The sequence below is a fragment of the Sulfitobacter sp. M368 genome, from assembly GCF_025141875.1.
GTDB lineage: Bacteria > Pseudomonadota > Alphaproteobacteria > Rhodobacterales > Rhodobacteraceae > Sulfitobacter > Sulfitobacter mediterraneus_A.
The window spans coordinates 1,079,692-1,096,958 of the sequence record NZ_CP081113.1 but is presented as its reverse complement, the minus strand read 5'-3'; the positions used below and the strand labels follow the sequence as shown (position 1 = coordinate 1,096,958).

The 17,267-nt window shown below is 58.6% G+C and carries 16 protein-coding genes; 5 read left to right on the top strand and 11 right to left on the bottom strand.

The annotated features are described in order from the left end of the window. The first annotated feature begins 45 nt into the window (after nt 1-45). Entirely contained in the window at nt 46-1,644 is a 1,599-nt protein-coding gene (locus K3754_RS05620; protein ID WP_259941793.1) for a tetratricopeptide repeat-containing sulfotransferase family protein, read from the top strand. Nucleotides 1,645-1,682: 38 nt separating this feature from the next. Here K3754_RS05620 and K3754_RS05615 read toward each other — a convergent pair whose 3' ends face one another. The 10 genes from K3754_RS05615 to K3754_RS05570 are packed head-to-tail and all read right to left on the bottom strand — an operon-like array spanning nt 1,683 to nt 12,100. Beyond that, a complete protein-coding gene (locus K3754_RS05615) occupies nt 1,683-2,966 on the bottom strand; it encodes a glycerate kinase (RefSeq protein WP_259941791.1) in 1,284 nt (427 codons plus the stop codon). Then, nucleotides 2,947-3,723 (bottom strand): oxidoreductase, encoded by a 777-nt coding sequence (locus K3754_RS05610; RefSeq protein ID WP_259941789.1) that lies wholly within the window; start codon nt 3,721-3,723, stop codon nt 2,947-2,949. Before K3754_RS05610 ends, K3754_RS05615 begins: the two co-directional genes overlap by 20 nt. 12 nt (nt 3,724-3,735) lie before the next feature. Further along, a complete protein-coding gene (locus tag K3754_RS05605; RefSeq protein ID WP_203211960.1) occupies nt 3,736-4,611 on the bottom strand; it encodes an SMP-30/gluconolactonase/LRE family protein in 876 nt (291 codons plus the stop codon). Beyond that, entirely contained in the window at nt 4,611-5,549 is a 939-nt protein-coding gene (locus K3754_RS05600; protein WP_259941786.1) for a 3-keto-5-aminohexanoate cleavage protein, read from the bottom strand. The genes K3754_RS05605 and K3754_RS05600 overlap by 1 nt, the downstream gene beginning before the upstream one ends. 4 nt (nt 5,550-5,553) lie before the next feature. Beyond that, entirely contained in the window at nt 5,554-6,483 is a 930-nt protein-coding gene (locus K3754_RS05595; protein ID WP_259941785.1) for a 3-hydroxyacyl-CoA dehydrogenase, read from the bottom strand. Further along, entirely contained in the window at nt 6,480-7,526 is a 1,047-nt protein-coding gene (locus K3754_RS05590; RefSeq protein WP_259941783.1) for an ABC transporter ATP-binding protein, read from the bottom strand. Before K3754_RS05590 ends, K3754_RS05595 begins: the two co-directional genes overlap by 4 nt. Continuing rightward, the gene (locus tag K3754_RS05585; protein WP_259941781.1) at nt 7,527-8,639 is read right to left on the bottom strand and encodes an ABC transporter ATP-binding protein; all 1,113 of its coding nucleotides are present in this window, start codon (nt 8,637-8,639) and stop codon (nt 7,527-7,529) included. Then, nucleotides 8,639-9,586: a carbohydrate ABC transporter permease gene (locus tag K3754_RS05580; protein WP_203211965.1), complete on the bottom strand. Its 948-nt coding sequence runs from the start codon at nt 9,584-9,586 to the stop codon at nt 8,639-8,641. Before K3754_RS05580 ends, K3754_RS05585 begins: the two co-directional genes overlap by 1 nt. Beyond that, nucleotides 9,583-10,431 (bottom strand): carbohydrate ABC transporter permease, encoded by an 849-nt coding sequence (locus K3754_RS05575; protein ID WP_037908891.1) that lies wholly within the window; start codon nt 10,429-10,431, stop codon nt 9,583-9,585. Before K3754_RS05575 ends, K3754_RS05580 begins: the two co-directional genes overlap by 4 nt. A 58-nt stretch (nt 10,432-10,489) precedes the next feature. After that, nucleotides 10,490-12,100: an ABC transporter substrate-binding protein gene (locus tag K3754_RS05570; protein WP_259941778.1), complete on the bottom strand. Its 1,611-nt coding sequence runs from the start codon at nt 12,098-12,100 to the stop codon at nt 10,490-10,492. A 328-nt stretch (nt 12,101-12,428) separates the two neighbouring features. Here K3754_RS05570 and K3754_RS05565 point away from each other — a divergent pair, with 328 nt between their 5' ends. From K3754_RS05565 to K3754_RS05550, 4 genes are all read left to right on the top strand, one after another. Then, a complete protein-coding gene (locus tag K3754_RS05565) occupies nt 12,429-13,484 on the top strand; it encodes a sugar phosphate isomerase/epimerase (protein WP_203211967.1) in 1,056 nt (351 codons plus the stop codon). A gap of 5 nt (nt 13,485-13,489) precedes the next feature. Next, nucleotides 13,490-14,677, top strand: coding sequence for a Gfo/Idh/MocA family protein (locus K3754_RS05560; RefSeq protein WP_259941774.1), 1,188 nt, complete (start codon nt 13,490-13,492; stop codon nt 14,675-14,677). 49 nt (nt 14,678-14,726) lie between these two features. Continuing rightward, complete coding sequence (locus tag K3754_RS05555; protein WP_259941771.1) at nt 14,727-15,692, top strand: DUF4432 family protein; 966 nt, start codon at nt 14,727-14,729, stop codon at nt 15,690-15,692. A gap of 64 nt (nt 15,693-15,756) precedes the next feature. Next, complete coding sequence (locus K3754_RS05550; protein ID WP_231024274.1) at nt 15,757-16,734, top strand: LacI family DNA-binding transcriptional regulator; 978 nt, start codon at nt 15,757-15,759, stop codon at nt 16,732-16,734. Nucleotides 16,735-16,754: 20 nt separating this feature from the next. Here the strand turns inward: K3754_RS05550 and K3754_RS05545 are convergent, their stop codons facing one another. Then, on the bottom strand, nt 16,755-17,171 hold the full coding sequence (locus K3754_RS05545; RefSeq protein WP_259941769.1) for a DUF4345 domain-containing protein: 417 nt from the start codon (nt 17,169-17,171) through the stop codon (nt 16,755-16,757). Nucleotides 17,172-17,267 lie beyond the last annotated feature (96 nt).

The window sequence follows — 17,267 nt, the reverse complement described above, 5'->3', positions numbered from 1 at the left end:
GCTGCCAAATCCCGCAGCCCGTCGCGGCGATTGGAAGGATCACACGTGCCCAAAAAAGAACCGACCGACAAGATCCTGACCCGCGCCCGTAAGGCGGCCAACGCAGGTGATTATCCCGGCGCGGTCGCAGCATTTGCGCAGGTTCTGACACGGTTTCCATCGAACAAACGTGCCTTGCAGGGGATGGCGGCGTTGAAAACCACAGCCCTGCCGCAGATGCGCACCGCCGCGCGAAAAGCGCAGGAAGAACGCCGGTGGTCCGACGCGGAAGCACAGCTGCGCGCCGCCTGTACTCTGGCCCCTGAAGAGAACGACCTCAGGCTTGCCCTTGCCTCGTGCTTGTTGGATCAACTCAACGCGCCCGCGGCCCTCGCCGTCGCGCAGGCCATTTTGGACAAATCCCCGGATAACCGGCATGCGTTGAACATCCAAGGCACTGCGCAACGGCTCTTGGGACAGGGCGCGGCAGCAAAAAAAAGCTTTACTGCCGCGCTTGGCGATCCTGCCACCGATGTTCAAAGCCTTAACAATCTGGGTATTTCGGCCCGTGCAGAGGGTGCCCGCACGGAGGCTGCCGAATACTATCGTCGCGCCATCGCGATTGATCCGGCCAATCCGGCGCTGCATCTCAATCTTTCGCAGGAAACCACCTATGCCGCCGACACACCGCACCTGCAACAGATGCGCGACCTGCTGGCCTCTAAGGACAGAAACAACCCGGCGCTGGCCCCGCTGCATTTTGCCCTGTTCAAGGCCTATGATGATCTGGGTGATACCAAGCAGGCCTTTGCCCATCTGGAACAGGCCAACCAACTGGCCAAAGCCAACCTGCAATACGACTTTCAAAAGGATGCGATCCCCTGTGCCCTCAGCAAAGTGTTGATGAAAGAACCGATGCAATCCGCCGAAGTTGCCACCCCACAGCGGCCCATTTTTATTACAGGTCTGCCGCGCACCGGCACCACTTTGGCAGAGCAGATCCTCGCCCGGTCAAACGGTACGCGCCCCTGTGGTGAGTTGACCGTGGTGCAACTGGCCGTGGTGCGCCTGATGCGTGACGTGATGGACCGCGCGAACAAATCCCTGACCCTGACCGACATTGACGACTTGGGCAATGAGCTGCGCAGCGGCCTGGCCGAATATGGCGATGGGGCGGCAGTTCTGATCGACAAAATGCCGCTCAATTTCCGCTGGATCGGCTTTATCTGTGCTGCGCTGCCAGAGGCCCGTATTGTTCATATGTCCCGTGATCCGATGGCGGTGGCATGGTCGCTTTACCGGCAATCTTTTGACAGCGCGGGCAACGGGTTTGTCTATGATCCAAGTGATATCGCACGTTTCATGGCGCTGCACCGCGATCTGATGGCGCATTGGCGCAGCTGCTATCCGGACCGGATCTTCGATCTGGGCTACGAGGCTTTGGTCTCTGAACCGGAGAGCACAACCCGATCTCTGGCCGCCGCGACCGGACTGGACTGGTCAGAGGATTGGCTCACCCCCGAAAAGGGATCAAATCTGGTGCTGACAGCCAGCGCAAGGCAAATCCGTCAACCGATCTACCGGGACAGCAACCGGCAATGGACCCGTTATGAGGCGGAATTGGCCCCGATGCGGTCGGCGTTGGTGGCATCTGGATTGATCTAGCACCAAGTAAAACGTTTGGACCCCGTCACGCGCGCCAATCACCGCACAATAATCGCCCTGAAATCATTCACGTTTGTGCCCGTCGGACCGGGCGAAAACAAATCTTCGCTGGCCTCGAAAGCGCTAAAGGCATCATTGGCGTTCAAATCCCCTCTGGGGTCTCGGCCATGGCGGCGCATCCTTGCGCAACTGGACCCGTCCACAAAGGCACCGGCGTTGTCCTCCGATCCGTCGATGCCATCTGTGTCTGCGGCCAGCGCCGTGATCCCTGCCGTGCCTTCCAGATGCAGCGCCAGTGACAACAGAAACTCGGTGTTGCGCCCGCCCCGGCCCCTATGGCGCAGGGTCACTGTGGTTTCGCCACCCGACAGGATCACCACTGGTTTGGCAAAGGGGTGGTCGCGGTCTTTGACCTGACGGGCGATGGCGGCATGCATCTGTGCCACCTCCCGCGCCTCGCCTTCGATAGCATCGGACAGGATCGCGGCATCTAGCCCCCGCGCCTTGGCCACTACCGCCGCAGCGTCAAGAGATTGACGGGCAGAAGCGATAACGCGCACTGAATGGTCCGCAAAAACCGGATCCTCAGGATGCGGCGCGTCGGCCTCTGCGCTGGCGATGTGGGCACGGATATGCGCCGGCAAATCGATGTTGTAGTGATCAATCATCGCTAGGGCATCTTGGCGCGAAACCCTGTCCGGTACAGTTGGGCCAGATGCCACCTGTGCCGGATCATCACCTGGCACATCCGACACCACCAAAGTCACCACCCGTGCAGGATAGGCGGCGGCGGCCAACCTGCCCCCCTTGATCGCGCTCACATGTTTGCGGATCGCATTCATCGCCGATATGGGCGCACCCGAACGCAGCAATGATTGGTTCAACTCCTGTTCGTCCTGCAACGACAGCCCTTCAGGTGGAGCCGGCAAAAGCGCCGATCCCCCGCCGCAGATCAGCGCAATCACCAGATCCTCTGGCTCCAGACCCGACACTGTCTCAAGCAGCGCCGACGCCGCCTCCACACCTGCCTGATCCGGCACCGGATGCGCCGCTTCCATCACGGTGATCTGCTTGCAAGGCACCGCAAATCCGTAGCGTGTGGCAACAACACCCGTCAGCGGACCGGGCCATAGGTGTTCAAGTGCATTGGCCAATTGCGCTGCGCCCTTGCCCGCCCCTACAACCACGGTTTTGCCTTGCGGCGGATCGGGCAAGGCGTTTCGCAGCGCCGTCATCGGATCCGCCGCCGCAACTGCGGCGTCAAACAGATCAATCAACAAAGCCCTGTCCACGACCGAAGGATCAGGCACCGGGGTTGTCATCCACGGTGCCTGCGACGAACTGGTCCAGATCAATGATTGCACCCGTCATCATGCAGGCATCCTTGGACGCCAGAAACGCAACCAGTGCCGCCGGGTCTTCGGGCATCAAAAGCCGCCCGAAAGGCTGGCTGGCCCCGACAGTTTCGCGCCAGTCATCAGGCAAGCCATGAACCTTGGTCTGGGTCTCCTGCTCGCCGGGGGTCCATGTCCAGCCCAAATTGATCCCCAACACCCGTACCCTGTCCCGTTTGAGCGTGTTTGCCGCGCTTTTGGTCATCGCCACCAGCGCCGCCTTGGTCGCGGAATAGGTCATCAGGAAGGGCGGGCCGCCATAGGCCAGCATCGAGGTGACATTGATGATCACCCCGCCCTCTCGCATTTTCGGGGCAACCAGTTGCATCAAGAAAAATGGCGCACGCACGTTGATCGCAAAGAGCAGATCAAAGGCCTCGGGCGTGGTATCGGCCAAGCCGCCCCGTGCGGTGGACCCTGCGGTATTGACCAGAATGTCCACCGGGCCAATCCCATCCAACGCGGCCGGCAAATCCCGCATCAGCCCCTCTATATCAGCAAGATCCAGCGTCAACACATCTGCCTCAACGCCCCTGTCCTTGAGACGGGCCGCGAGACCCACCATAGCTGCGCCATTGCGGTCAATCAGCAGCATGCGCGTGACACCTTCTCCTGCCAAACGCTCTGCGATCGCCTCTCCCACGCCTTGTGCGGCGCCCGTGATGATTGCTGTTTTCTGGGTCATGTCATGTCTCCTTTAACCGGCAAAGCGGGGTTCAGGCAGGCCGGTCACGCCCAATCCATCAATGCGAAATGTCGCGCCGCGCAGCGGGCCATCACCGGGGTGGCGGGGCAATGGCGGCTCTGCCATCGAGGTGACAAACAGGGTGTCAAGCTGCGGGCCGCCAAAGGTCAGGCTGGTGATCTTGCACACCGGCATTTCAATCACGCGATCCACACTGCCATCCGGCGCAAAACGGTGAATGCGGCCATCAAAGACACAGGCCGACCAGACATAACCTTCGCTGTCCACAGTTGCCCCGTCAGGAGCGCCGCCCCTGTCGTCTGGCAACACAGCAAAGGTCCGGCTGTTGCTGGGTGTGCCCGTTTCAGGGTCATAATCATAGGCCCGGATCTTGCCGGTGAAACTGTCTGCAAAATACAACGTGTGCCAATCGGGCGAAAAGCACGGACCGTTTGAACAGATGATATTATCCTCAAGCCGGTGCAGCGACATATCCGGGTCAAGGCGCCACAGCGTGCCGGTTGGATCGGTCTCGCCCATGTCCATGGATCCGCAAAGGAACCGGCCTGCGCCATCGACCTTGCCATCGTTCAGCCGGTTGCCCGGACGCTCTGGTTCGGGATCGATGATATGGCGCAGCTCTCCACTGTCGAAATCAAGCGCATGAAACCCGTCCTGCAGGGCCACAATCGCCCCTCCTGCCCGCCGCAACGCCATGGATCCGATGGGGGACGGGACCGTCCATGCCGACATCTCGCCGCCCTGTTCGGTACAGCGAAAAATCCGGCGGCCAAGGCTGTCGATAAACCAAAGCCTTTGGCGTTCAACATCCCATATCGGGCCTTCGCCCAACAGGGGTTTCACGTCACATAGAACCGATATCTTCATCAGAAATTCACTTCATTCGCGCCTTTGAGCCCAAGGATGGAACGGGCATCATCCGGTGTTGCAGGGGCCAGGCTGAGACCTGACAGAACGTCTTTGACCTTTTCGATCTGTTGGGCACTGCTGGTGGCCAGTTGCCCCGGTCCCGCCCAAAGGGAATCCTCAAGCCCAACCCGCACATGTCCGCCGGTCGCGGCAGCCGTGGCCGCGATGCGCAACTGGTTGGACCCTGCCCCGAGCACCGACCATTCATAATCATCCCCAAGCAATCTGTCCGCGGTGCGGCGCATCATCATGACATCCTCCGGGTGTCCGCCGATGCCCCCCAACAGACCAAAAACCGATTGTACGAACAACGGGCCAGAAACCTTGCCGCGCCCTTTCATATGGGCCAGCGTGTAAATGTGACCGATGTCATAACACTCAAATTCAAACCTTGTGCCATTTGGCCCGCATGTGTCGAGGATATGTTCGATATCTTTGAAGGTGTTGCGGAACACCACATCGCGGGAATTTTCCAGATGGTCGTTTTCCCAATCACGTCCCAGATCCGGGAACCGCGACTGCATCGGGTAAAGCCCCATGTTCATCGAGCCCATGTTCAGCGATGACAGCTCTGGCGCGAAATGTGCGGACGGGCCAACACGTTCGTCCACTTTCATGAAGGGGCTGCCGCCGGTGGTGATGTTGATCACCGCGCCGGTTTCCTTGAGCGCGGGCAGAATACGGCCAAAGGCCTCAACCGTTTGATCTGGCCGGCCGGTTTCGGGGTCGCGGGCATGGACGTGCAGAATGGCCGCCCCTGCCTCTACCGCGCGGCGGCCTTCGGCGATGATTTCATCTGGTGTGACCGGCAAATAGGGCGACATCCCAGGGGTATGGATGGCACCGGTCAAGGCGCAGGTCACGATCACGGTTCCGGTTTTTTTCTGAGCAGTCATAGTCTTAACTTTCTTTTTCTTCTCCGACGAACTTGGCCAGATTGGCCAGCCTGTCGTCGCGCCAATTGCTGCGCGTTTTTCTATCATACCCCTGAAGCGCTTTGATCACGCTGTCAGACACCGGCCCGGACCAATCCGTACGGCCAGGACGATGTGCCCCGATCCGGTCATAGGCTGGTCCGTAACGGTCAATGAAATCCGCAACGCCGCCGGGGGCATTGAGATCAATCGTTTCAAATGGCCCCATGAACACCCAGCGCCGCGCCAACCCGTCCCGCATCGCGGCATCCACATCCTGCGGGCTGGCAAGGCCTTGTTCAACAAGGGCAAAGGCTTCGTCTAGGATCGCGCCCTGAAGCCGGTTCATGATGAAGCCCTCCACCTCGCGCAGCGTCCGGATCGGCGTTTGCCGGATCGCCTGCATCAACCGGGTTGTAGCCTCCATCGCCTCCGCTGACGTCGCAGGTCCGGGCACCAGTTCCACCGCGGGGATCAGATGCGGCGGGTTCAAGGGATGCGCCACCAGACAGCGGTGCGCTCCTTCAAGTCCTTCAGAAAACTGCGACGGCATCAAGGCCGACGTTGAACTTGCGATCACCGCATCTTTGGGTGTGGCGCGATCCAGATCGGCAAAAATGCCGCGCTTGATCTCAACGTTTTCCGGTGTGTTCTCCTGAACATGGCAGACCCCGTCCACCGCATCTTCCATGGACGAAGCGCTCCGTATGCGGGCGCAGACCTCTGCCCCGCTTTGCCCCGACAACAGATCAAGTTCCTCGAGCGATCCGCAAGAACGAGCGATCTGGTCATGAGCGGCCTCCACCGCCCCTTTTTGGGTGTCAAACAACGCGGCATTGTACCCCGCGCGGGCAAATGTGATGGCCCAGGATTGGCCGATCAGGCCTGCCCCGATAATGGCGATATTCCGGTTCATGTGTGCCGCACCCCGGTTTCAGGATCGAACAGCAACATACCGCCCGGATCGACTGTGATCTCGACCTCGGCGCCCAGTCGCAGCGGGCTGTCACCATCTGTGATTGCACGCACCTGCGCCCCGTCACGCCCGGCCGTCACGATCGCAAATGCGCCCAACCGTTCAATATCGGTCACAGGGGCTGAACATGGGCCATTGGCACCGGGGGTTAGGCGTACCGCCTCAGGGCGCAGCGCCATCAAACATTCGCCCTTGACCTTTTCGCCCTCCAGCCGGCCCAGTGCGAATTTCATCCCATCACTGTCACCAAAGGCAGGCAGCACCGAAATACGCGGCGCGCCGACCAATTCGGCAACGGCAAGCGTGGCCGGATCGCCGTAAACATCCTCTGGCCGGCCAACCTGTTCAAACCGCCCCTCGTTGAGGATGGCCAATTGATCGGCCACAGCCATCGCTTCATCGCAGTCGTGGGTGACGTAGATGAAAGTTTTGCCCAGCTCCGATTGCAGGCGTTTCAGTTCAAGCCGCATGTCGTCGCGCAGCCGCGCGTCCAACGCGGCAATCGGTTCATCCATCAGATAGGCACCGGCATCGCGCACCAAGGCACGGCCAATCGCAACCCTTTGCCGTTCGCCACCCGACAGCGCCGCTGGTTTTTTCGAAAGGATGTGTCCGATGTTCAGAACGCCGGTCAGGGCATCGATGCGTTTGTCGATTTCCGCTTGATCGGTGTTCCGGCGGCGCAGGGGAAAGGCGATGTTTTCATAGGCGGTCAGTTGTGGAAACAGCGCCAGGTTCTGAAACACCATGCCCAGATTGCGTTCGCTTGGCAGGGCGCGGGTGACATCGACACCGTCGATCAGGATCTGCCCCGCATCCACTGTCTCAAGCCCCAGCAAAAGCCGCAACAACACCGACTTGCCCGACCCCGGAGGCCCAAAGATCGAGGTGAACGACCCGTCCTTCAGAGTCAGGGATATATTGTCGAGGGCGGTCACACCGCCATAGGCTTTGGATACGCCCAATATCTGAATTTCAGCCATCTAGTCGTCCTCCCCCAGCCGCAACCGCAGCCCTGTATTCGGGTCAAAAAGGTGACATTTCCCGAGATCGAACGAGACATTGGCCGCCTCGCCGGGCCGCAAGGAAACGCTGCGGTCAAAGCTGCCGACAAAACGGGTTTGTCCGGTTGAAAAATGCACAAGTTTCCGGCGGCCAACCAATTCGACCAGGACCACCTGAGCGGCCAGGGTGCCCGCGCCCGGCTGATCCGAAATGCGCAGATGCTCAGGCCGGAAACCGAACGTCAGTGCAACCCCGCCGCTGGCCCGCGCCTGTTTGGTCAACCGGTCATCCAGCGCGACCGCATCGGCCTCCCGGCCGGCCAGAACCGCAAACATCGCGCCGCCCCGGTCTTCTATCCGCGCACGCACCAAATTCATCGAAGGCGCGCCGATGAAACCGGCAACAAAGGTGTTCTCAGGCCGCGAATAGATGTTCTCGGGCGTGTCGAACTGTTGCAAGGTGGCCTGATCCATAACCGCAATCCGGTCGGCCAGCCCCATCGCCTCGATCTGGTCATGGGTGACGTAGATCATTGTCTGGTTCAGACTGCGCTGCAATTGCCGAAGGTCACTCCGCATCCGCTCGCGGAACGCTGCATCAAGATTGGACAGCGGCTCATCCAGCAAGAAGATCGACGGCTCGACAATCGCAGATCTACCAATCGCCAGTTTCTGCAGCTCATTCACCGACAGGGATGCAGACGGCGCATCAATGCGGTGGCTGAGCGCCATAAACTCGGCCATTTCCTCAACCCGTCGGTTGATCTCGGCCTGTTGCACCCCCTGTACCTCCAACCCGAAGGTCAAGTTCTTGCGCACCGACATATGCGTAAAGATGGCGTAGTTCTGGAACACAAACCCAACGCCGCGTTTTTGCATCGGCACATTGGTGACATCCGTTCCGTCAAACCGGATGGTGCCGCCACTGACATCCTCGATGCCTGCGATCATGTTCATCGTCGTGGATTTCCCGCAGCCCGACGGCCCGAGGATCGCAACAAACTCTGCATCGTTGATCGCAAGATTCATGTTTCGAACAGCGGTGAATTCACCGAACTTTTTTGAGGTGCCCTCAAGCGTTACACTTGCCATCAGCTTGCATCCTTTTTCTTGACGCGGGCCATCAGCACCGCAGTAAGCACCGACAGTGCAACAAGGACCGTGATCCCGATGGAGGCCACATAGGACCATTCGAGATCCTGAAAGGTGCGTTTGTAGAGAAACAGCGACAGGCTTTCTGTGGCGACGCCCGGCCCACCGCCTGTCATCACAAACAACATGTCAAAGATCTTGAAACACTCGATCACCCGCAGCCCGATTGCGATGGCGATGACGGTCTTGATGCGCGGCAGTGCGATGCGAAAGAACCGCTGCCGCCAGTTGGCACCAAGGATCGTTGCCGCCCGCATTTGATCTTCGGGCACGCTCATCAGTCCGGCAAAAAGGATCAAAAACATCAGCGGCGTCCACTGCCAGACATCCGCGATCACAACAGCGATGAATGCGCGGGTGGTGTCATTGAGCCAATTGACATCCAACGCCCCTGGCCAAACCAGTGACAAAGCGGAATTCAGCGGGCCAGTTTGTTGAAAAATCAGGAAAAAGATGTATCCCGCCACCGCCGGCACAATCATCATCGGCATCAGGATCAGGCTATAAAGCACGGGTCGCCCGAACACGCCCTCATAAAACAGCGCGGCCAACATCAGGCCCAGCAGAAACTCAATCGGGACTGCCACCGCAACAAAGAGCAAGGTCCGCCCGACCGAGCCCCAAAGTCCGTCGTCCTGCATCAGATAGGTGTAGTTGTCGAACCAGTTCCACGACATCCATGCCAGATACCAGGGATCACCATCCAGCGGCGTCCACCATGTCAGCGAGATAAAGATCTGCATGATCAGGGGGAACGCGACGATGAAAACCAGCAGCACCTGCGCGGGAATCAACAGCCGAACGGCAAGGGACCGGCGCGATTGTGCAAGCTTGTCCGCGGGCGGTTCCTCAACGGACAGAGGTGCAGAAGAAGTTGCATCAGTCATTGTTTCAGTGCTCCGAATGTCAGACCACGCACGAGGAACCTTTGGATCGAAATGCCAAGGATGATCGGTGGCACGGCGGCCAACAGGCCCAGCGCGGCCTTTGCGCCATAAAGTTGTCCGCTTGCCGCTGTGGCCAGCGCGTTCATGTAAACAGGGATCGTCGTCCAGTCCTTGCGGGTCAGCAGCAGCGCGATGAGGTAATCGGACCAGTTGAGGATAAAGATAAACAGGGCTGTCGAGGCCACCGCGGAGGCAACAATCGGCAATGTGATTTGCCGGAAAGCCTCAAACGGGGTGCAGCCCTCGACGATGGCCGCCTCTTCGATCTCGCGGGGCAATTCGTCGAAATAGGCTTTCATCAGCCAATAGGAAAACGGCAGCGTCACGATGCCATAGATCAGGGCCAGCCCCCACCATGTGTCGATCATCCCGAGGAACGACCACATGATCATCACCGGGATCATCACCGCCAGCGGCGGGAAGATCCGAAGTTGCAGCAGGGAAAGTCCGATGCTCTCATGCACACGCTCGCGGCTCACCGCATATGCCGCCGCCGTACCGCAGATCACTGCAATCAACGTGCCGGAGATTGCCGTCAAAAGGCTGGCATAAAGGGGCCGCCAGACGGTCCGGTCCAATCCGACCATTTGATCGGGGGAGTTGCCGGTGAACACATAGCGGAAATTGTTCAGCGTCGGGTCTTTGGGCAAAAAGGTCAGCCCGCCAGCGGCGGACGTCCATTCCGCAGCCGGCTTGAACGCCATGGATGCCATCCAGGAGATCGGCAAAAGCGCAAGCGCAGCAAAAAAGGCCACCGCAAGGGTGCGTAATAGTAGTCCAGTCATTGTGATCTCCGGTTGGGTCACGATCCCGCAGCGATCCTGTGCTGCGGGATCGCTGGGGTTAGCCTTTGTCGATGAGCGTTGGCCACGCTGCACGACTGGCTTGAATGGCGGGGATCATCTTTTCCTCGCCCTTCCGTTTGATCACCCGTTCCCATTTGCGCTGCGCATCGCGCATCGCATCCTCGGGTGATTTCTGCCCTGTTAATGCGGCCTGCAATTCCTCATCCAATGCGGAATCGAAGGCCGTCTGCCCGGCAAAGTTGATGGTTGGTGCCGACCGCGCAATGGTCTCGCGGATCGTGTCCATCATATAGGGATGATAGGTGTCCTCCACGAATTGTTCCGAGAAGTTGGCCTTCTGGAACGGATCGAAGTAACCCGCCGGATTGCCTGTCATCCACGAATAGATCCGCGTCGAGCTGAGCCATTGCAGGAACAGATAGGCCGCTTCGGGGTTGGCACTGTTGGAACTCACGGTGCCGGTGATGTTGTAGTAGATCACCGAACGGCGCACCAAATCACCATCATGGTTCACACCGGGCGGGATATAGGCGCTCAACTGCCCTGCTGCGGGGCTTGCCGGAGTGCCATCCTCATTCATCCGATCCACAAATTTGGTGACGTTGGTATAGGTCGTCAGATGCGGTGTTTGCCCGCTTCCGATCCCGGCATAGCCCTCGGCATAGGTCCAGGACAATGCATCAGGGTGCGCCCATTCGCGGGATTTGACGTATTCGGACGCCGCCTTGATCGCCTGATCGGTATCAAGGTTAGGCCGACCGTCCTCGTCGAACCAATACATGTTCGGCACCGCCTGCGCGGCAAATCTGGCATAAAAGCGTGGCAAGCCCCAGAACGGCGCCATGTCGTTGCCATTGCCGTAGATCTTGCTGCCGCCAAGGCCGGTCCGGCCGGTAAAGAACGCGCTGATCTGATCGCTTTCTTCCCATGTGTTTGGCGGCGCGAGTACACGGCCATACTGATCCTGAAACGGCTGGGCATGGGCAGAATCTTCAAAGTAGCCCTTGTTGTAAACCCAGGTTTGAAAGTCACCATCCAGCGACGCACCATAATAATCGCCGCCATATTTATACAGCAATTCAGCGGTTTGCGCTGTGGGCGTTCCACGTTCCTCATCCGCCCAATCAGGCTGGTGGGTTGCGACGAAATCATTGAGGTTCATCGCGCCGCCGGCCTCGACCAGATCGCCAAGGCTGTTCCATGGATGGGTGTAGATATCAAAGGCACCCGATTGCGTGGTCACATCTTGCAAAACCCGCTTCCAGATGTCGCCTGCCGGTGCGCCGACGATCTCGATCTCCACGCCGGTTTCCGCTTCCCACACCTCTTTGACCGAGGGGCCGGACGGGAAAGGCTGTGTGATCTGGCCGATGGCACCATCGGTCAGGAGCATTGTGATCTTTGCAGGTGCCCGCCCTTCGGCAACCATCTTTTTCATCGCTTCGATGGCGCGGCCTTCTGAATGCGATTCATTGTACTGGAACCGCTCCGCACCAGGAAATCCTGTTGGACCGCCCGTCATTCCCGACGCAAGCGCCGATGCATGGGCTGGTCGCACGAACCGAGGGTTGATGCCAACAGCACCAAGCGCCGTCATCGCAGCGCCGCCTTTCAGCATTCCTCTCCGCGTAATGTTGGTCTTTGTCATAACTTCCTCCCTGAGACACGCTCTCCGCCTTTCTTGATCGGCCGCGTTTCATCTCGTTCCTTTAGGGAAGAGGAAACGTTTACATTAGTCAATCCTGAATCTGGGCGAAGTTTCTTTGGGTAAGGCCGCTATCCACATACTATTGATATAACAAGGTTATTAACTGTAAATTGAATATTGCATCGCTTTTCTAATGGGATTTTTGCGCAGATTTTCGAAATTTCTTGACAATGAGCGCCGACTTTTCAAGGATCAGACTGGAAACGTTTACTTGAGCTATGCAAGCCAATTTGACATAGTCGAATCAACACAAAAGGGAGAGACCACAATGGAAACCATCAAAGGACCGGGCCTGTTTTTGGGCCAGTTCGCTGGCGACGATGCGCCGTTCAACAGCCTCGACGCGATTTGCGGATGGGTCAAAGAATGCGGCTTTGAAGCTGTCCAACTGCCGATGTGGGACACCCGCTTTATCGATCTGAAAAAAGCCGCCGAATCAAAGACCTACGCCGATGAGTTGAACGGTATCGCCAAAGAGAACGGCGTCGTGATCTGTGACACCGCCAGCCACATCCAGGGCCAGCTTTGCGCGGTCCACCCCGCTTATGATACGTGGATGGATGGCCTTTGCCCGCCCGAAGTGCGCGGCAACCGCAATGCACGGCAGGCTTGGGCCATTGAACAGCTCAAAGACTGCGCCCGCGCCTCCAAGAACCTCGGCCTGACTGAACACGCCACCTTTAGCGGCGCATTGGCCTGGCCCTTCTGGTATCCATTCCCGCAACGCGACGAGGCCCTGATCAACGAAGCCTTTGACGAACTGGCCCGTATCTGGCTGCCGGTTCTGGACGTCTACGAAGAGAACGGTGTGGATCTGTGCTTTGAGCTGCACCCGACCGAAGATCTCTATGATGGCGTGACCTTCGAGATGTTCCTAGAGCGCGTGAACAACCACAACCGTTGCCACATTAACTACGACGCAAGCCATTTTGTGAAACAGGGCTTGGACTACGTGCAATTCATTGATTTCTATCATGAACGGATCAAGATGTTCCACGTCAAGGACAGCGAGTTCAACCCAACGGGCAAGCAAGGCTTCCTGTCCGGTTACCAGCCGTGGCTGAAACGCGCCGCACGGGACCGCAGCCTGGGTGACGGGCAGACGGATTTTGGTGCGATTTTCTCGAAGCTGACGGAATATGATTTCAAAGGTTGGGCCGTTTACGAATGGGAAGACTGCATTGAACACCCCGAGGATGCCGCCCCCAAAGGGGCCCAGTTTATCCGCGATCAGATTCGCCGGGTCACAGACAAAACCTTTGACGATTTTGCCGGTGGCAAAGGCGATGTCTCAGGTGCCCGCGCGATCCTGGGCCTGGAGTAAGCGACATGGCAATCGAATCCTTTGGAACAGAACAAGCCGCAAGAAAATTGCGGCTTGGCATGGTCGGCGGTGGTCGCGGTGCGTTTATCGGCGCGGTGCATCGCATGGCCGCCCGTCTGGACGACAAATGGGACATTGTTGCAGGGGCGCTGTCGGCGGACCCGGACAATGCCAAGGCCTCCGGTGCGGATCTGGGGCTGGACCCGGATCGCGCCTACACAAGCTGGCAGGACATGGTCAAAGCCGAAAGCAACCGCGAGGACGGCATTGACGCGGTCTCCATCGTGACGCCGAACCACCTGCATTTTGAGGTCTCCAAAGCGTTCCTCGAGGCGGGTATCAACGTCATCTGTGACAAACCCATGACCGTCACCTTTGCGGAATCGCAAGAACTGGTGCGCATCGCGGACGCCAGCGGCGTGCAGTTTGTGCTGACCCAGAACAACACCGGCTATCCCTTGGTGCGGCAGGCCCGCGCGATGGTGGCTGATGGCACATTGGGCGAGATTCAAGTCATTCGCACGTCGTATGTGCAAGATTGGCTGACCACGGCGCTGGACGCTGAAGGGCAGAAACAGGCTGCTTGGCGGACCGATCCCAAGCTGGCGGGCGCCGGTGGGTCCATCGGTGATATTGGCGTGCATGCGTTTAATCTTGCGGCCTTCATCTCTGGGCTAGAGCTGGAAGAGGTCTGTGCCGATCTGCGCAGCTATGTTCCGGGTCGCCAGCTTGATGACAATGCCAACGTCCTGCTGCGCTACAAGGGTGGCGCGACCGGAACGCTTTGGACCAGTCAGGTTGCACCGGGGAATTACAACCGTCTGAGCATCGGCATCTATGGCACCAAGGGCGGGCTTGAATGGGTCGGCGAGGACAATGACAACCTCTATTACACCCCCTTCGGAGAGCCGACACGCACCATCACCCGCGGCGGTCCCGGCGCGATGGATGTGGCCAACGCAGGCACCCGAATGCCACCACGCCATCCTGAGGGCTATATCGAAGGCTTCGGGAACATCTACTCCAACGCCGCCGAGATTATCTGGGCTGCAAAGGAAGGGCGTGACCCGGACCCGTTTGCCACTGACTTACCAACCGTGCGCGACGGCGCCACGGGCCTCGCGTTCATCGAGGCATGTGTGCAATCATCCAATGCAGGCGCGGTCTGGCAGAAGGTGGCAAAGGCAGGCTGAGCCGCCTCATGCCATCCCGCAGACCTCAACCGCAACAAAGGAGCGCAGCTTGACCCCGACCGAAATTTTTCGCCGCACGGCAATGGGACGGGGTCTCGCTGACATCCGGCAGGTCACTATCACAGATGGCCCCGGTGCCAGCGGCCGACTGATCGAGGTGCGCACGCCAAGCGGGCTTTGCGCCGATATCGCGCTGGATCGGGGGGGCGACCTGCTGCGCCTATCTTACAAGGGGGCCGAAATCGGCTGGCATTCCAACACCCGCGCCCCCTGCCCTTGGCCAGACAGCGAAGCCGAACATGGCCTTGGGTTTCTGCGCGGCTTTGATGGCTTTATGGTGACATGCGGGCTCGATCATCACGGAGTGCCGACAGAAACCCCTGCGGACGATTTTTTGTATCCGCTCAGAGAGAACAACGTGCATCCGTTACACGGACGCATTGCCGCGCAAAAGGCGGAGGTTCTCGAAAAGCAGATCGATTGGGACAACGGCGTAATCTGCATCAAACTACGCATCCAACAGGCCAGTGTTTTTGGCGAAAACCTCGAACTGCTGCGCACCTACCGGTTTTCCCTTTCCGCCGCCGAGATCACTATTGCGGACCATGTCACCAATCGCGGGTTTCGCCCGGTCCGACACGGCATCCTCTATCACTTCAACGCGGGCTATCCGTTCCTGAATGCACAAAGCAGCCTGACCGGCGATTGCTGGCCTCTGCGCGATCAGCTTGATGCAAGTGGCGCTGAGCCATCGGAGGATCATGTCGAAGTCGTGCAAGCCTGCGCCGCACCTCAGGACGGCCATATCGGCCTGACCAACGGCGCGGGTTGCACGTTGTCTATCCAATTTGATCCCGACACCCTGCCCGTGACTGCGCTTTGGCAGGCATTTCAATCCGGCACCTTCGCCCTCGGCCTGGAGCCACAGACCGATTTGAACGACAAGAGACAATCACATCTGGTTGCCGGAGCGCAGAGAGACTACTATCTGACCGTGTCTGTAAGCGGGCCATGAAATTTGCGGCCCGTGCCTGCCTTTATGTGAGAGTTATACCTTTATGAAATCCAAGGCCCCCAAGGTGTCAATCAAGGACGTCGCGCAGGCCGCAGGGGTTTCCATTGCAAGTGTCAGCCGGGCCATGAACGAGGGAACCGGCAATGTCTCCGAGGCGACGCGCCAAAAGGTCGAAAAAGCCATTGCAGAGCTGAACTATCGCCCCAACTGGATCGGCAAGGCGCTGCGCGGACATTCCAACAACACCTTTGCCATGATCATTTCCAGCATCCAGAACAACTTCTTTTCTGCCGTGGCCTGGGAAATCGAGCGCCGCCTGAACGATGAAGGTGCGGCAATGCTGTTGTTCAACTCGAACGAAAACGTCCAACTGCAAGATCGCTGCCTCGAAGAGATCCGTTCGCGGCAGGTGGCTGGTGTCTTTATGCTTTGCGCGGTCGATAGTCCAAATCTCAAGGAACTGGCCGAACATACACCGGTGATCCTGATCAACCGGCAAATTGACGATTTGCCCGACCTGCCGTTTATCGGCATTGACGACCGGTCCGCAGCCAGCGAATTGGCCAAGGCAATCATGCGTGAAAACGATGGCCCGATTGCCCTCATTCACGGCCCCCAGACATCCAATACCAGCCGCGCCCGTCTGGACGGGTTCCGCAGTGAGTTCGAACGAGAAGGCCGCGCCATTCTGCCAGAGAACATGATCGAGGCCGAACTGTCGATGGAAAGCGGTTATGCCTGCGCCGTTCACCTCATGAACACAGCCAAGACCCCCTACTCCGCCATCGTCTGCGGCAACGATCAAATCGCCTATGGCGCCTACCGGCGGTGCCGCGAATTGGGCCTGAACGTGCCGCAGGATACGGCGATCTACGGCTTTGATGACAACCCCCTGAACCACTGGCTTGCCCCATGGTTGAACACGGTGAGTGTGCCGCATGTCCGCTACGCCGAGGAGGCAGTCGAACGGATGAAGCGTTTGGTCAACGGGCAAACCGTTGAGAATGCGATCCTGCCTTACGACATTATCCTTCGACGCTGATTTCGGCGAGCGACGGGCATTCAGGCCTGTTGCAAAGCGCGCAGGTTCTGCCCTCTTACCGCATAAAGCAATAACGCGCTCATCCCTCCTATAAACAGCTCCAACCCTAGAATCTGCAACATCGCCGCGTTTGGAATGCCGTCCGCCACCACACTCACAATCCGAGACAGCCCAAACGACAGATACACGGCTGTGGAAAGGATCAACGCCACCACCGTAAGTCGCGACCGGAATGCGCCAACCAGAATAACGGCACCAGCCAAAAGGATCATCGCGCCCGGCGATCTGAGCTCATTGAGCAGATTCACGTCGCCGCCCACACTGATCCCCGCCGAAGCGTGAAACGCATGCGGCAAAAACAGAACGCCAATTCCCACCCCCACAGCGATCAACCCGGAGAAGGCCAGCAAGATCTTGGTCATCATTGAGGTATTCATGTCATCTTCCTTGTTTCAATTGATGATCCAAAGGTAACGCCGAGATCTGCATGAACAATGACAGTATGTCCAAGATTTATATCTGTTCGTCCTGAA

Bases quoted from the DNA above. Each gene is read 5' to 3' on its own strand.
- K3754_RS05615 (WP_259941791.1), bottom strand. From the start codon at position 2,966: ATGACAACCCCGGTGCCTGATCCTTCGGTCGTGGACAGGGCTTTGTTG.
- K3754_RS05610 (WP_259941789.1), bottom strand. From the start codon at position 3,723: ATGACCCAGAAAACAGCAATCATCACGGGCGCCGCACAAGGCGTGGGA.
- K3754_RS05605 (WP_203211960.1), bottom strand. From the start codon at position 4,611: ATGAAGATATCGGTTCTATGTGACGTGAAACCCCTGTTGGGCGAAGGC.
- K3754_RS05600 (WP_259941786.1), bottom strand. From the start codon at position 5,549: ATGACTGCTCAGAAAAAAACCGGAACCGTGATCGTGACCTGCGCCTTG.
- K3754_RS05595 (WP_259941785.1), bottom strand. From the start codon at position 6,483: ATGAACCGGAATATCGCCATTATCGGGGCAGGCCTGATCGGCCAATCC.
- K3754_RS05590 (WP_259941783.1), bottom strand. From the start codon at position 7,526: ATGGCTGAAATTCAGATATTGGGCGTATCCAAAGCCTATGGCGGTGTG.
- K3754_RS05585 (WP_259941781.1), bottom strand. From the start codon at position 8,639: ATGGCAAGTGTAACGCTTGAGGGCACCTCAAAAAAGTTCGGTGAATTC.
- K3754_RS05580 (WP_203211965.1), bottom strand. From the start codon at position 9,586: ATGACTGATGCAACTTCTTCTGCACCTCTGTCCGTTGAGGAACCGCCC.
- K3754_RS05575 (WP_037908891.1), bottom strand. From the start codon at position 10,431: ATGACTGGACTACTATTACGCACCCTTGCGGTGGCCTTTTTTGCTGCG.
- K3754_RS05570 (WP_259941778.1), bottom strand. From the start codon at position 12,100: ATGACAAAGACCAACATTACGCGGAGAGGAATGCTGAAAGGCGGCGCT.
- K3754_RS05565 (WP_203211967.1), top strand. From the start codon at position 12,429: ATGGAAACCATCAAAGGACCGGGCCTGTTTTTGGGCCAGTTCGCTGGC.
- K3754_RS05560 (WP_259941774.1), top strand. From the start codon at position 13,490: ATGGCAATCGAATCCTTTGGAACAGAACAAGCCGCAAGAAAATTGCGG.
- K3754_RS05545 (WP_259941769.1), bottom strand. From the start codon at position 17,171: ATGAATACCTCAATGATGACCAAGATCTTGCTGGCCTTCTCCGGGTTG.